This is a genomic window from Streptomyces halobius (genome assembly GCF_023277745.1).
In the GTDB taxonomy this organism is placed as follows: Bacteria; Actinomycetota; Actinomycetes; order Streptomycetales; family Streptomycetaceae; genus Streptomyces; species Streptomyces halobius.
The window spans coordinates 4,808,535-4,823,428 of record NZ_CP086322.1 but is presented as its reverse complement, the minus strand read 5'-3'; the positions used below and the strand labels follow the sequence as shown (position 1 = coordinate 4,823,428).

The 14,894-nt window shown below is 72.0% G+C and carries 10 protein-coding genes, 3 tRNA genes and 1 pseudogene; 10 read left to right on the top strand and 4 right to left on the bottom strand.

Annotated features, from left to right (window positions below):
* The first annotated feature begins 104 nt into the window (after positions 1-104).
* Positions 105-641, top strand: a complete 537-nt coding sequence (locus tag K9S39_RS21910; protein ID WP_248865061.1) for a SigE family RNA polymerase sigma factor — start codon at positions 105-107, stop codon at positions 639-641.
* A 183-nt stretch (positions 642-824) separates the two neighbouring features.
* Here K9S39_RS21910 and K9S39_RS43365 read toward each other — a convergent pair.
* Positions 825-1,007 (bottom strand): annotated as a pseudogene (locus tag K9S39_RS43365) (response regulator); the annotation flags it as partial.
* Here K9S39_RS43365 and K9S39_RS21900 point away from each other — a divergent pair.
* From K9S39_RS21900 to K9S39_RS21885, 4 genes are all read left to right on the top strand, one after another.
* Complete coding sequence (locus K9S39_RS21900; protein ID WP_406707988.1) at positions 955-1,434, top strand: SpoIIE family protein phosphatase; 480 nt, start codon at positions 955-957, stop codon at positions 1,432-1,434. The pseudogene K9S39_RS43365 and the gene K9S39_RS21900 sit on opposite strands and share 53 nt — an antisense overlap.
* Positions 1,435-1,514: 80 nt before the next feature.
* Positions 1,515-2,867 (top strand): serine hydrolase domain-containing protein, encoded by a 1,353-nt coding sequence (locus K9S39_RS21895; protein ID WP_248865060.1) that lies wholly within the window; start codon positions 1,515-1,517, stop codon positions 2,865-2,867.
* 10 nt (positions 2,868-2,877) lie between these two features.
* Positions 2,878-3,192 carry a hypothetical protein gene (locus K9S39_RS43050; RefSeq protein WP_406707987.1) on the top strand — a complete coding sequence of 105 codons (315 nt, stop codon included), beginning with the start codon at positions 2,878-2,880 and terminating at the stop codon, positions 3,190-3,192.
* Between the two features lie 66 nt (positions 3,193-3,258).
* Positions 3,259-4,908: a long-chain fatty acid--CoA ligase gene (locus tag K9S39_RS21885; RefSeq protein ID WP_248865059.1), complete on the top strand. Its 1,650-nt coding sequence runs from the start codon at positions 3,259-3,261 to the stop codon at positions 4,906-4,908.
* A 384-nt stretch (positions 4,909-5,292) separates the two neighbouring features.
* Here K9S39_RS21885 and K9S39_RS21880 read toward each other — a convergent pair whose 3' ends face one another.
* Both K9S39_RS21880 and K9S39_RS21875 read right to left on the bottom strand, forming a co-directional pair.
* Positions 5,293-9,861 (bottom strand): response regulator, encoded by a 4,569-nt coding sequence (locus K9S39_RS21880; RefSeq protein WP_248865058.1) that lies wholly within the window; start codon positions 9,859-9,861, stop codon positions 5,293-5,295.
* 345 nt (positions 9,862-10,206) lie between these two features.
* Positions 10,207-10,710, bottom strand: coding sequence for an SSI family serine proteinase inhibitor (locus K9S39_RS21875; RefSeq protein WP_248865057.1), 504 nt, complete (start codon positions 10,708-10,710; stop codon positions 10,207-10,209).
* Between the two features lie 240 nt (positions 10,711-10,950).
* On the opposite strand from K9S39_RS21875, the gene K9S39_RS21870 reads away from it, so the two are divergent.
* From K9S39_RS21870 to K9S39_RS21860, 3 genes are all read left to right on the top strand, one after another.
* Positions 10,951-11,041, top strand: a tRNA-Ser gene (locus K9S39_RS21870).
* Between the two features lie 298 nt (positions 11,042-11,339).
* Positions 11,340-11,412: transfer RNA gene (locus K9S39_RS21865), tRNA-Arg, on the top strand.
* A 261-nt stretch (positions 11,413-11,673) separates the two neighbouring features.
* Positions 11,674-11,747 (top strand) — tRNA-Met (locus K9S39_RS21860).
* A 60-nt stretch (positions 11,748-11,807) separates the two neighbouring features.
* On the opposite strand, the gene K9S39_RS21855 is transcribed toward K9S39_RS21860, so the two are convergent.
* On the bottom strand, positions 11,808-12,602 hold the full coding sequence (locus K9S39_RS21855; RefSeq protein WP_248865056.1) for an NAD(P)H-dependent oxidoreductase: 795 nt from the start codon (positions 12,600-12,602) through the stop codon (positions 11,808-11,810).
* Between the two features lie 71 nt (positions 12,603-12,673).
* Between K9S39_RS21855 and K9S39_RS21850 the strand changes: the two genes are divergently transcribed.
* Both K9S39_RS21850 and K9S39_RS21845 read left to right on the top strand, forming a co-directional pair.
* A complete protein-coding gene (locus K9S39_RS21850; RefSeq protein WP_248865055.1) occupies positions 12,674-13,705 on the top strand; it encodes a GlxA family transcriptional regulator in 1,032 nt (343 codons plus the stop codon).
* A 232-nt stretch (positions 13,706-13,937) separates the two neighbouring features.
* On the top strand, positions 13,938-14,852 hold the full coding sequence (locus tag K9S39_RS21845; RefSeq protein WP_248865054.1) for a DUF2797 domain-containing protein: 915 nt from the start codon (positions 13,938-13,940) through the stop codon (positions 14,850-14,852).
* The last annotated feature ends 42 nt before the right edge of the window (positions 14,853-14,894 follow it).

Sequence of the window (14,894 nt, the reverse complement as noted above, 5' to 3'; positions counted from 1 at the left end):
CCCTGAGGAGGTGGGGGCGACATCAGCCGTACAACTTGAGAGGGAGGGGGCTTCGGCACCTGGGGCCGATCCCCCGGGCCCACCCCCGCTTCTAGCGTTGAGCCATGACCACGCCAGTGTGCACAAGCGCTTCGACGGCCGCGGTGTTCCCGTCGTTCTCGTCCTACGTACGGGCCCGGGGGCCGGTGCTGCTGCGCGCCGCGCGGTCGCTCACCGCGAACCCGAACGATGCCGAGGATCTGCTGCAGACCGCGCTGACCAAGACCTTCGTGGCCTGGGAGCGCATCGAGGACCACCGCGCGCTGGACGGCTATGTCCGCCGCGCGCTGGTCAACACACGGACCTCCCAGTGGCGCAGGCGCAAGGTCGAGGAATTCGCCTGCGACGAGCTCCCCGAACCTGACCCCGTACCGGCACCGGACCCGGCGGAGCTGCAGGGCCTGCGCGATGCGATGTGGCGTGCGGTGATGCGGCTGCCCGCCCGTCAGCGCGCCATGGTCGTCCTCCGCTACTACGAGGACCTCAGCGAGGCTCAGACCGCCGAGGTCATGGAGGTCTCCGTCGGCACGGTCAAGAGCGCCGTCTCCCGCGCCCTGGCCAAGCTCCGGGAGGACCCGGAGCTGGCGATGACGGTGATGTGAGGGAGGGGGTTTCTCCGGGCTCACAACCGCCGGGAGTGCTTGGTGGGTGCGGTGTGACCTCCCGCGTCCGGACTCCGTACCGCTTCCCGATCCCCTCTGCCGCGCTGCCGTCGGGGCTCTCTCAGCAGCAGTCCGGTCACGATCACGGCTATACCGGTCACGCCCGCCCACAGTTGCCGGGACGGCCCCACTCCCGATCGCCTCGCGGTCGCCCGGCATGGCCTTCGCGGTGAGCGCGACGACCGGCGGGTCCGCGAAACGCGGCGCACGGCGGATCGCTTTGATCATCTCGTACCCATCCATTCCGGGCATCATGATGTCCATCAGCACCAGCGACACATCGGGTGTCGCCGCGAGGACCTCCAGCGGTACGGTGCGCCCCGTATCCGAACCCCAGATGCTGCTCGGGATCGACGAGGGCGCCGAGTTCAGCGCCAGCTCCTTCGCTCTCGCACCGGGCGAGACGCTGCTGTGCGTGACCGACGGTGTCACCGAACGCCGCTTGGGCAACTGGGAGTTGGACGACAACGACGGCCCGGCCGACATCCTTCGGCAGGGCCGGGGGCCGGGGGCTGGGCGCGAAGGCGCTGGCGGAGCATGTACGGCGGGCCGCGCACGACTTCGGCACGGGGCCGGTCGAGGACGATCTCTCCGTCCTGGTTCTGCAGGCGGTGACGAACGACGGGCGTGCGCAGGCGTGACGTCACCGCTGTCGCCGCTCCACCAGCTCACCGGGCCGCCAAACCTGACATTTGTCATGCGAACTTGGGAGCAAGGTGGTCCCACGGGCTGATGGCGTGGTGACGCTCCGTCGCGAAAATCGAGGCAGTGAAGAACGCACGCCACACGGCCTCGAACCAACGGAGAAACACCATGCCCTCGGGCTCCCCGAACCCCCTACGCCCTCACCCACACCCCGAGTTGCTCACCAAGCGCCGACGCGCGCGGCTGGCCGGTGCGGCCACGGCGGTCTTGCTGGCGCTGGCCGTACCGGCGGCTACGGCGGCCCCGGCCTGGGCCGCGTCCGAGGTCGCCGGCCCCGTCGCCGTGGCCACGAACCACCGGACCGGGCTGGACCGCCCCGCGCTGGACGGAACGCTGCGGGCGTTCCATGACGCGGGGATGTACGGTGCCTATTCGGCGGTCCGGGACGGCGCCGAGGAATGGCGGGGCGCCGCCGGGGTGGCCGACATCACGACCGGGCGCCCCACGACGCCGGACATGCGGCACCGTATCGGCAGCATCACCAAGTCCTTCACCGCGGTCGCCGTGCTGCAGCAGGCCGGCGCGGGCCGCGTCGAGCTGGATGCGCCGATAGGACGCTATCTGCCCGCGCTCGTTCCCGGGGAGCGCGGCCGGGCGATCACGGTCCGGATGCTGCTCAATCACACCAGCGGCATCGGCGAGTACACCCACGAGATCTTCGCGGCACCGGACAGCCTGGAAACCAACCGCTTCCGCCAGTTCGACCCGAGAGAGCTGGCCCGACTGGGCCTGAAGGCAAAGCCATTGGGCAAGCCGGGTCAGGCACACCACTACGCCAACACCAACTACGTCATCGCCGGCCTCCTCCTCCGAAAGATCACCGGCGAATCCCCCGAGAAGTACATCACCGACCATGTCATCCGTAAGGCCGGCCTCCGGCACACCTACTTCCCGCGCTCCCCGCACATCACCGGACCACACGCCAAGGGGTACGAGGCCGCGTTCGGCGCCTACGACCCACCACGCGACTTCAGCGTCTACAACATGTCCTGGGCCGGCACGGCCGGCTCCCTGATATCGACCACGGCCGACCTCAACCAGTTCTACCGCTCACTGCTGCGCGGCGAGCTCCTCGCCCCGGCCCAGCTGCGGGAGATGAAGAAGACGGTGCCGGTGGAAGGCGACAGCACGGTCCGCTACGGCCTCGGTCTGCTCAGCATGAAGCTGCCGTACGGAGAGTTCTGGGGCCATAACGGCAAGGTGCCGGGCTCCATGACCTGGTCCCTGTCCAGCACGGACGGAAAACGCCAGTTGTCCCTGGGCTTCAACCTGACGAACTATCAGGAACTGGACGACAACAACCTCCCCATACCCGGCCGCATAGACACCGCCATGAAGGCGCACCTCATACAGGCGCTCTGCGGGAAGGAAAACGGCGCTTCGAAGGTCGGACTCCGGCCAGGTGGTACGTCATCGGACGTACCTCTCTGGCCCGAGGCGGCCGGAGCGCGCGATCAGTAGCCTCCCGGCCATGGCTACGTACCCTCCGGCCCGCAGTGCCGAGCAGCGGAAGCGCGATGTGTTCCAGCGATGGGAAACGGACGAGGACGCATGGGTGTCGTCGGCGTCCGGTGACGGCACCCCCTGCCTGGTCCCGCTCTCCTTCGTATGGCACGGCGAGCGGCTCCTCATGGCCACCAAGGCGTCGGCTGGGACCCGAGGGGCGGAGGCCAGGGCCTCTGACCGCGCACCGAGTACCCCGCCCACCCCCGCCCACCCCCGCTCACCCACCGCCACCCACCCCCACCCCCCCGTTAGCGGTAAAGAACACACGACAGGGGCGTGACATACCAGCTGGTATGCGTCGACAATCGCAGCACCACTACCCGCCCGTAACAAGCGGAGGCACCCGGTGCTGAGCACGATGCAGGACGTACCGCTCACGGTCTCGCGAATTCTGGCCCATGGGTCGACCCTTCACGGCGAGACGGAGGTCATCACCTGGACCGGAGCCGAACCGCAGCGGCGCACATTTGCCGAGGTCGGGCGCCGTGCCGCGCGGCTGGCCCACGCGCTGCGCGACGAGCTCGGCGTAGCGGCGGAGGAACGGGTGGGAACCCTCGCCTGGAACAACGCCGAGCATCTGGAGGCGTATCTCGCGATCCCGTCGATGGGGGCGGTGCTGCACACCCTCAATCTGCGACTCCCCGCCGACCAGCTGACCTGGATCATCAACCACGCCGAGGACCGGGTCGTCCTGGTCAACGGCACCCTCGTCCCGCTGCTCGCCCCCCTGCTGCCCCGGCTGACCACCCTGGAACACCTGGTCGTCATCGGCCCCGGTGACCTCTCCACCCTCGCGGACGCCCGGGTGCGGGTGCACGACTACGAAGAGCTGATCGCCGGGCGGCCGGAGACCTTCGACTGGCCGTCGATCGACGAACGGGAGGCGGCGGCGCTCTGCTACACCTCGGGGACGACCGGGGACCCCAAGGGCGTCCTCTACAGCCACCGTTCGCTGTATCTGCACTCCCTCCAGGTCAACAACGCCGAGGCGTTCGCCCTCAGCCCCGGGGACATCGCGTTTCCGGTCGTGCCGATGTTCCATGTCAATGCCTGGGGCCTGCCGCATGCCGCGTTCATGGCCGGGGCGTCCCTGCTGATGCCCGACCGCTTTCTGCAGCCGGGCCCGCTCGCCGAGATGATCGAGACGGTACGGCCGACCATCGGCGCCGCCGTACCGACCATCTGGCAGGGCCTGCTCGCCGAGCTGGACGCCACGAAGCACGATGTGGCGTGTCTGCGTACGGTCATCATCGGCGGCTCCGCCTGCCCTCCGGTGCTGATGCGCGGCTTCGAGGAGCGGCACGGCATCCGCGTCGTCCACGCCTGGGGCATGACGGAGACCTCCCCGCTGGGCAGCGTCGCGCATCCGCCGGCCGGTGTCAGCGACGACGAGGCATGGACCTACCGCGCCACCCAGGGCCGCTTCCCCGCCTCCGTCGAGGCGCGGCTGATCGGCCCCGACGGCGAAGAGCTCCCCTGGGACGGTGAGTCGGCGGGCGAGCTGGAGGTCCGCGGCCCGTGGATCGCCGGCGCGTACTACGGCGGTGCCCAGGGCGAGCCGCTGCGCCCCGAGGACAAGTTCAGCCCCGACGGCTGGCTGCGTACCGGCGACGTCGGCACCATCACCCCGAACGGCTATCTGACGCTCACCGACCGGGCGAAGGACGTCATCAAGTCCGGCGGCGAGTGGATCTCGTCCGTCGAGCTGGAGAACCATCTGATGGCGCACCCGGATGTCGCGGAGGCCGCGGTGGTCGCCGTACCGGACGACAAGTGGGGGGAGCGGCCGCTGGCGACGGTGGTGCTGAGGGACGGCGTGGCGGTCGGCTACGACGAGCTGAAGGCGTTCCTCGGTGAGCGGATCGCGCGCTGGCAGCTGCCGGAGCGGTGGGCGGTGATTCCGGCGGTGCCGAAGACGAGCGTGGGGAAGTTCGACAAGAAGGTGCTGCGCAGGCAGTACGCGGAGGGGGAGCTGGATGTGACGTTGCTGGAGTGAGAGGGAGGGCCGGCGGAGCCACCGGGGCCGCCACCCCTGCGGCTCCACCGGCCTCGACGACTTGAGGTGTGCGCCGCCTTGCCGCCTCAACCCTTAAGGCTCAGCGCGAACAGATCCCTAGGGGTGCACGGGCCCCATGCGGGCCACAACGCGGCGGTGCCGGGCGGTATTTCCGCGGGAGCGGTGCCCGGGCCGGTATTTCCGCGGGAGGGGACTCAGTTCGGGAGCGAACTCAGTGCGCTCATCCCGTGGCAGAGGACCCAGTGAGCGAATCCCGCAGCGGAAGACCAGCCGCTTTCGGCGGGTCCCAGTGGGTGCTGCCCTTGGCGGGGCCCATGCATACCGCTCTCGGCGGGACCCAGTTCGTACCGTTCTCGGCGGGACTCAGTTCGTGCCGATCTTGGCGAGCAGGTCGACGATCCGGGCCTGCACCTCGGTGCTCGTGGAGCGTTCCGCGAGGAAGAGTACGGTCTCGCCCGCAGCGAGCAGCGGCAGTTGGGCCGGGTCCATGTCGGCGTAGGTGTAGACGACCAGCGGGGTGCGGTCGAGCAGCCCGTTGGCGCGCAGCCAGTCGACGATGCCGACGCGCCTGCGGCGTACCTGCATCAGGTCCATGACGACCAGGTTGGGCCGCATCTGCGTCGCGAGGGTGACCGCGTCGGTGTCCGCATCGGCCCGTGCGACATGCATCCCGCGCCGCTCCAGCGACGTGGTCAGGGCGCCCGCGATGGCGTCGTTCTGCTCGATCAGCAGCACCCGTGGCGGGTGCTGTTCGCTGTCGCGCGGTGCCAGCGCCTTGAGGAGCACGGCCGGGTCGGCTCCGTACGCCGCCTCCCGGGAGGCCTGCGCCAGACCGGCCGTCACCAGCACCGGGACCTCGGCCGCACCCGCCGCCTGGCGCAGCGACTGCAGCGCGGTGCGTGTGATCGGCCCGGTCAGCGGGTCGACGAACAGCGCCGCGGGGTACGCCGCGATCTGCGCGTCCACCTCCTCGCGGGAGTTGACGATCACCGGGCGGTAGCCGCGGTCGCTCAGCGCCTGCTGGGTGGAGACGTCCGGCGCCGGCCAGACCAGCAGCCGACGCGGGTTGTCGAGCGGCTCCGGCGGCAGCTCGTCGTCCATCGGCAGCGGCTGACGGGACATCACCTCTATCGCGCCGTTGGGGCCGTCCAGCGGCTCTGGGCCCTCGCTGCCCTCGTCGGGCGCGGAGATCGCGAAGGCGCGGCCCTCGGAGGCGTCCATCAGATGTGGCTGGGGCTGGGGCTGTGGCTGCGCCGGGGCCGCGGGCTGGGGCTGCGGCTGAGGCGCGGGCCGGTCCGGCTGCGCCCCGGCCTGGGGCGCGGGGTGCGGGCGCGCCTCGGCCGGAGCCGCGGCCTCCGCGGCGGCGCGCTCACCGTCCTGCGGAGGTGTGGCGAGCTTGCGGCGGCGCCCCGAACCGGCGGACGTGCCACCCGGAGGCCTGCTGCCGGGGGGTGCCGCCGGGCGCTGCTGGTCGGCGAGCTGCTGGGCGAACGGCACGCCCTGCCCGAGCGTGCGCACGCTGAACGCCCGGCCGTGGGAGTGCCCGGCCGGGTGACGGCTGTCGTCCTCGGCGGGCAGCGGCTGCCGCTGGGCGGCGGTCGCGTGGCCCTGCGGCGGCACGGGGGCCACGGCCTGGCCGCCTGCGGGCTCCTCGGCGGGGCTGGGGCGCCCGCGTCGACGCCCCGTCGGGGCGGGCGCGGTCGGCGCGGTACGGTCCGCCACCGGCGCGATCCCGGCTGCCGTGCCCGTCGCCGTGCCGGTCTCCGCGCCGGGCTCGGTCGGTTGCGCGACAAGCCCCTCCGGGCCCGCCACGAAGGTGCCGGACGCCTCGGAATCGGCCATCGCGGCCGCCGCCCGCTCCTCGGCCGCGGCCCGCCGGGCCCGTCGCCTGCCGGTCGGCTCGGCATCCCAATCGCCTTGCGGGGCGGTGGTGTTGGCCGCTTCCAGTTCGTGTCCCGGTTGTGCGCCGGGCGCGCCGGCCGGTCGCCGGCGGCCCGGACGCGATGCCCGGCGACGGCCCGTGCCGGCCCCGTCCTGCGGACCGGTTGCTTGCTTGGGCAGCTGAGCGGCCTGTGCGGGCGCCTGACCGGTTGCTTGCGTGGGCAGCTGACCGGCGGCCTGTGCGGGTACCTGGCCAGCTGCCTGTGCGGGCGCCTGACCGGCGGACGCGGGGAGGGCCGGCAGCGACTGCGGCGTCTGGTCCGCCGCGGCGGGCGGCAGTGCGAAGGCGGTGCGTGCGCCGGCGGGCGACAGCGCGTCCGCGGACCGGGGGTCCGAAGGCTGTGGCTGCTGTTGCGCGGAGGCGGCCCCGTTCGCGGCGGCGGACGGGGACGACTGGGCCCGCTCCGGCGCCTCGGCCAGCGCCCGGCGCGCGCGCCGACCACTCGGCTGCACCGGTCCGAGCCCCTGGGGCTGTCCCGGTCCTCGGCCCTGCGGCTGTACCGGTCCCAACCCCTGGGGCTGCACCGGCCCTTGGCCCTGCGGTTGCACCGGGCCGAGCCCCTGCGGCTGCCCCGCAGCAGACGCCGGACCGGCCGCCGGTGCCCCTCCAGCGCCCTGCTGCGCGCGCTCGACGGCATCGTTCGCATGGTCCGCACCGGGGAGCGCGTCCGCACCGGAGGAGAGCGTGTCCGGACCGGAGGGGAGCGCGGGCAGCGCCCCGCCCTCCGGGGCCCCCTGCCGGGCCCGTCGCCGCCCGGTCGGCGGTACGGCCTCGCCGCCCGCCCTGCCGGGCGGCAGCCCCGCACCGTCCGCGCCCGGCAGCCCGGCGCCGTCGGACCCGCCCGTGGCAGCGCCGTGATGGTGCGCCCCCGGGGCGCCGTCGCCCGTTCCGGAGGCCGCGTCGCCCTGTGGGCCCTCGCCACCGGCGCCATGCGGAACACAGGCCTGTGCACCACCGGCCTGTGCACCACCGGCCTGTGCACCGGTGGCGACCTCCCCGCCGCGGCCCGCCGGGTTCACCGCTCGCAGATTCTGCGGGCCGTGGTCGGCGCCGAGCGTGCGCGGATCCGTCCCCGCGCCCTGCTCCGGACCGGAGTGCCGCGCGCGCCGACGGCCGGTCGACTGCTGCGGCGCACCGCCGCCCTGGGCCGGCACTGCCGTACCACCGTCAACACCCGCCCCGTGCTGCCCCGTACGGTCACCATCCCCCGAGGCACCACCGGAGCCAGCGGCACCATCACCACTGGAACCAGCGGCACCAGTGGAACCGGTGGCACCACCGCCACCGGTTTCGCCGCCCTGCCCCAGACCGTCGTTACGGCCGTCCGTACCCGTACCCGAATCCGCGCCCGCGCCGGCCTCGGCCCCGCCGGGCTGTGTCCCCCGCGCCCGCGCAGCCGGTACCGGCATCACCGTCGTCTCATTGCCGTTCGCCCCGGGCGCCCGGTCCGCCGCGGTCGCCGCCGCGGCATCCGGTGAAACCGGCAGCTCCAGCACATACGCGCTGCCGCCCGCGCCCGGCGCGCCCGGCACCTCGTGCGTCTGCATCAGGCCGCCGTGCTGCCGCATGATCCCGCGCACGATGGGCTCATGGACCGGGTCGCCGCCGCCGTACGGGCCGCGCACCTCGATCCGTACGACGTCACCGCGCTTCGCCGCCGCGACCACGATCGTCGAGTCCCCGGGAACCGGCCCCGGCCGCCCGCCCGGCCCCGTACCGCCGTCGCCGACCTGCATCCGTCCCGTGGAGTCCACACCCGCGACATCCGCGATCAGATGCGACAGCGCCTGCGCGAGCCGCTCGGCATCGACTGTGGCCTCTATCGGCGGCGCGTGCACCGCGAACTGCGCCCGGCCGGGGCCGATCAGCTCGATCGCGCCCTCCACACCCGCCGCGACGACGGCGTCCAGCGAGACCTTGGCCCGGTTGAGCCGGTCCTTCCCGGAGTCCAGCCGCTGATAGCTCAGGACGTTGTCCACCAGCGTCGTCATCCGGGCGTGGCCGGCGGCCAGATGGTGCAGGATCTGGTTCGCCTCGGGCCACAGCTGCCCCGCCGGGTCGGAGGCGAGCGTGCCCAGCTCGCCCTTCAGCTCCTCCAGCGGCCCGCGCAGCGCCTGCTCCAGCACGGCCAGCAGCTGCGTGTGCCGCGCCGCCAGCGCGTCGAAGGGACGCCGGTCGGTGAACGTCATCACTGCTCCGACGAGCTGATCACCGTCCCGCACCGGCGCCGTCGTCAGATCGACGGCCACCGCACGCCCGTCCTTCGCCCACAGCGCCTGCCCGCGCACCCGGTGCTTGCGCCCGGACTTCAGGGTGTCGGCGAGCGGGGTGTCCTCCCACGGCAGCGGCGAACCGTCCGCCCGGGAGTGGTGGATCAGCGGATGCAGCTCCTTGCCGCCCAGCTCACTCGCCCGGTAGCCCAGGATCTGCGCCGCGGACGGATTGACCAGCACGACCTTGCCCTCGGCGTCGACCCCGACCACACCCTCGGCCGCGGCCCGCAGAATCATCTCGGTCTGCCGCTGCTGGCGGGCCAGCTCGGTCTCGGTGTCCAGCGTCCCGGTCAGATCGCGGACGACGAGCATCAGCAGCTCATCGCCGGTATAGCCGTTGCGGTGGTCGGCGTACGCGGCCTCGAAGGCGCTCTCGTACGGGGTGCGCCCGTCCTCCAGGTTGGCGCTGGTCACCTCGACCAGCAGCTCGGTCCCGTCGGTGCGCCGCGCGACCATCCGCGTCGGCTTCGTACGGCCGCCCTCGGTCTCGTCGTCCCGGCGCCGCATGGACCCGGGGATGCGCTTGGAGTCGAAGGACGGCAGCAGGTCCAGCAGACCGCGGCCCACCAGGGCGGTGCCCGGCGCCTCGAAGGTCTCCAGCGCGATGGTGTTGGCGTTGACGACCGTGCCGTTGCAGTTGACGAGCAACAGCGCGTCGGGGAGGGCGTCGAGTATGGCTGCGAGGCGAGCAGCGCCTCGGGATGGCCTGCTGCTCACGACGACGCTTCCTCCCTGTTACCGCACCTTGCCGAACCCACCGGAGCGGGTCGCTGGGAGGGAGTCTACGGGCACTCGCCCGGGACGCGGAGGGGCATGACGAGGAGGAAATGCCCGGACTTCGTGCGACTCACCGCACACCGGACATGTGTCCCGCGTCCTGACCTGGCGCGCTACGGCGTCATGTACCGGGTCACGGGTGGGGCGTACGAACCGGATGGCGAACTGAGTGACGAAGGGGGCCCCGAACGCGACCGCGTAACGGATCACCTCACGGGGCCACGGGCCGGTTCACGAAGCGGTACGCGTTCACGAAGCGGTACGCCTTTGCGAAGCGGTACGCGTTCATGAACCGGTACGCGGCAGCAGCGGCTCCATGCGGTCCCATTGGTGGATCTCGCACCCGTTGGTCCGCTTGTAGTCGGCGTTCACCGGGCGCCCGGCCCACGTTCCTTCGACATGAGCGGTGGCGGGACCGCCGTAGATCATGGTGCATCGGGCGTCCGGCGGCACCGGCGCGAAGGGGTCCTTGCCCCATGTCGTCAGCTCGTCCAGCCCGTCGCAGGCCGCCTCGGCCTCGGGGTGGTCGCCGTGGGCCGGGTGGCAGAACAGCTCGTGCGTACCGTCCCGGCCCCGGACCCCGGAGTCGGCGACGGTCACGGTGAGGTGGTCGCCGGACGACGGACGGCCCGCGGACGCCGGCGGGCCGGCCTGGGCCCGCCGCTCCGGCAGCGGGACCGCGGCGGCCGAGGCGGCCGGCGTTGCGGCGGCCAGGGCGGACACGACGGACAGGGCGGCGGTCGCGGTGGTGGCGGCCGCGGCGAAACGGGATGTCCTGCGGTGCGGCATCACGGCTCCAGAGAGACGAGGGCGGGGCGGGTACTTGGCAGGTACGCGCCGGGGGCGTACAGCTGCGTCCCCGTACGGCCCCGCCCCTCCTAACGCGCCGCGGACCCCGACGTTGCGCCGCAGGAACGTCTTTGCCGGGTGGCCCGCGGGCCTAGTACCGTAGGGGGCGATTGGTGACAGCCCGCTGGGCTGTGCCATCATCTGGACACGCCACAGCGCGCTAGCGCGCGTGGAGTGTGTGGAGGCGTCGCCTAGTCCGGTCTATGGCGCCGCACTGCTAATGCGGTTTGGGGCTTACCCCCCATCGAGGGTTCAAATCCCTCCGCCTCCGCTCTTCTTTCGTTCAGGCCCCGGTCGTCCGCGATCGGGGCCTGAACGCTTTTGCGGACCGCTTCGGGAACGGAGGGTGCGACGGGGCGCGAAGGGGGCGGCCATCGCCCGAACTTCGTCGAGATCTTCGTCCAGATCTTCGAGGGTTCGCGGCTGTCGCCGCCCGTTCCCGGGAGCCGCCCGCGACGGCGTTTGTGCAGGTCAGTATGGGTACGGGTAATGGATTTCGCCTCACGGCGCAGGTCATGTAATGTTGTTCCCGCAACGCCGACCGGCCGGAGAAATCGCCGGAAAGCCAAGCGCTCGTAGCTTAACGGATAGAGCATCTGACTACGGATCAGAAGGTTGCAGGTTCGAATCCTGCCGAGCGCACAGCAGGTCAAAGCCCCCGCCGGGAGATTCCGGCGGGGGCTTTGTCGTGCCCGTACAGCAGCGGAGTACGGCGACCGGGCCGGGGGAGTACGGCGACCGGGACTGCCCAGGGCGGGCCAAGTGGCTTGGAGTGGTGGTTGGTCGGTGGTCGGTTGGGTGGTCGATCGGTGGTCGATCGGTGAGGGGGACGGGCGGTTCGGGCGGGTTGTGGAGAAAGGATTAGGCGTTGGTGCGGTAGTCGCGTAGTGTCTTACCTGCCGACGCGGGGTGGAGCAGCTCGGTAGCTCGCTGGGCTCATAACCCAGAGGTCGCAGGTTCAAATCCTGTCCCCGCTACTGATGTCGCAGGCCCGGTGGATTCTGTCCGCCGGGCCTGCGGCTTTTTTGCGTTCCGGGTCACCTGTGGGCTGGTGGGGGCGGGGCCGTGTAGTGGGCGGACGGGCCGGGGTGGTGCGGCGTGGCCAGGTGGGGGTGCAGGAGGAGGCCGTCGTCGTAGTCGCCGGTGTTCTGGTGGCGGAAGGGGAGCGGGGCGGTGGTGGGAAGGCTGGGCAGGCGGTCGCGCAGGCGGGTGGCGGCGGTTGCGTAGTCGTCCGGGGTGGCGCGGTCCGCGCTGGGGATCAGGAGGGGCGGGACGACGGAGATGCCGGTGTACCAGAGGGTGCCGTGCTGGAGGGGGAAGAGGAGGTCGTTGAGGTCGCCGTTGACTCCGCGCGGGCCGAGGGTGGCGGCGCGGGCCCCGGCGGTGACGATGACCATGGCGCGCTTGCCGGCCAGCTTCCCGTCGCCGTAGCGCTGCGGGCGGCCGGTGGCGGGGTCGGTGATCCCGAAGGCGAAGCCCTTGACGAAGACACGGTCGAACCAGCCCTTGAGGATGGCGGGCATGCCGTACCACCAGAGGGGGAACTGGACGATCAAGGTGTCGGCCCAGGCGAGTTTTTCCTGTTCGGAGCGGATGTCGGGGCTCAACCTGCCGGTTGCGTAGGCGCGTTCCGAGGCGTCGCCTACGAGGAGGCGGTCGGCCGGGTCGTGGGCGTAGTCGTCGGCGTCCACGACCGGGTTCCACTTCATGGCGTACAGGTCGGAGACGCGGTGTTCGTGGCCGTGGGCGTCGAGGGTGCGCAGTCCCTCGGTCTTGAGAGCGCCGCTCAGGGAGCGGGGGTCGGGGTGGGCGAACAGCCAGAGGACCTTCATGACGTCCACTCTCAGGGCGGGCGGAGCGGCGTACGAGTGGCCCGAAAGTCGTGATGTGCAAGGATCGGGCCATGACAGGTGAGACGGTGGTTTCGGCTTCGGTGAAGGCTTCCGGTATCCGGCGGCATCGGGTCGCGGTGCTGGTGCGGCATGGACTGCTGCCGATCGAGGTGGGGATCGTGCACCGGATCTTCGGAGAGGCCAGGTCGGCGGCGGGGGAGCGGCTGTACGAGATGGTGACCTGCGCGCTGGAGCCGGGAGAGGTGCGTACGGACACGGATTTCACGGTGAATGTGGCGCATGGGGTGGAGGTGCTGGGCGAGGCGGACACCGTGGTCGTGCCGGCGTCCGAGGTGGACTACGCCCCGGGGGAGGAGCGGAATGCCGGGCGGCTGAGTCCTGCGATGGCCGACGCGCTCGGGCGGATCCGGCCGGGGACGCGGATCGCGTCGATCTGTACCGGCGCGTTCGTGCTGGCCGCCGCCGGGCTGCTGGACGGGCGGCGGGCCACGACGCACTGGCGGTCGGTGGACGACTTCCGCCGGCTGTTCCCGGCGGTCGATCTGGACGCGGATGTGCTCTATACGGATGAGGGGGATGTGCTGACGGCCGCCGGGGTCGCCTCCGGGATCGATCTGTGTCTGCACATGATCCGGTGTGATCACGGTGCGGCGGTGGCCAATGATGTGGCCCGGCGGACGGTCGTACCACCGCACCGGGAGGGCGGCCAGGCGCAGTACATCCGGCGGCCGGTGCCGGAACCGCAAGTGTCCTCGACGGGTGCCGCGCGGGCGTGGGCGCTGGAGCATCTGGGCCGGCCGCTGACGCTGCGGGAGCTGGCGGCGCGGGAAGCGATGAGCGTACGGACCTTCACCCGGCGGTTCCGGGAGGAGGTCGGGATCTCGCCGCTGCAGTGGCTGACGCAGCAACGGATCGAGCGGGCGCGGCAGTTGCTGGAGGAGACGGATCTGACCGTGGACCGGATCGCGGCGGAGGCGGGCTTCGGTACGGCGGCGTCGCTGCGGCAGCATCTGCACGCGGCGCTGGGGGTCTCGCCGCGGGCCTATCGGAGCACGTTCCGGGGGGCTCTCCGCTGCGCTTAGCCTGGGCCGTTATTCCTCCGTTCGTTTTCGCTGTCCCGTCGTGAGGGGCTCTCGCCGTTGCACCTGAGGCGGGCCTGTGCCGCTGAGTGGGGGCGGCGTTGTCAGTGGTGGGTCGTACGCTGACTGTGTGTGGCGATGTACGGGACCGCGCTGGTAAGGAGACGGAGCGGGGCCGTCGGGTGGATACGCGCAGCGGCTCGGCTGGCACTGGGCCGAGCGGGACGAGGAGCGGGTGAGCCTGCTTCCGGCGGGCAAGGTGCTGGCGTTCGCCGCGCGGGGGGAGCGGCGCTGCCTGGGGGTGCGGCGGGCCGGCCGCTGGACCGTGTGTCCGTACGGGGCGGTGCTCGACGGGGCGAGCGCCAGGGACCAGTGCGCGCGGTGTGCTCGGCTGGACCGGTCGCGTTCGGTGGCGGCCGACACCATGGCCGATGATCCGCGGCCGTACGGCGTCTACCTGGCGTACTTCGGTCCTGGGCTGCTCAAGGTGGGGATCACGGCCGCCGAGCGTGGGCCGGCGCGGCTGGTGGAGCAGGGGGCGGTGGCGTTCGTGTGGCTGGGGCGCGGGCCGTTGATGGCGGCGCGGCGGGCGGAGGCGTTGCTGGGGAGTGCGCTGTCGGTGCCGGACCGGTTCGGTAAGGGGGCGAAGAGGGCGGCTTTCGGGGCGCTGCCGCCGTTGCCCGACCGGATAGCGGAGCTGCGTGAACTGCACGGCAAGGCAGGGGCATTGGCGGATTGGCCGGAGACTCTGGAGCCGGTGGAGTTCGACTGTACGGACCATACGCAGCTGTTCGGGCTGGACCGTATCCCGGCGGGTGTGGCGGAGCTGGGCGGGATGACGGAGGGGGCGGAGATCGTGGGGGAGGTGGTGGCCGGGGTCGGGTCGGATGTGTATCTGCGGGTGCGGGTGGCGGGGGATGCGTTGGGGAGTGTGTCGAGGGGCGCGTTGGGGGCTGTGTCGGCGGCAGCGACTGGGGTTGTATCGGGGGGCTCTGAGGTGGTCGCGGTGCTGGATGCCAGGGTTTTGTCGGGGTGGATTCTGGTGCCGGCCGAGGGGCGGGTGACGACGGTGCCGCTGAGGGCTGCGGCGTACGGAAGGGGGGTGAGGGGGGCAGAGGGGTCAGTGGGGGCTCAGGAAGGGTTGTTCTGATCCTTACGGGTGGTCGCTGGTGAGCGGCGTCGGTGGGGTGTT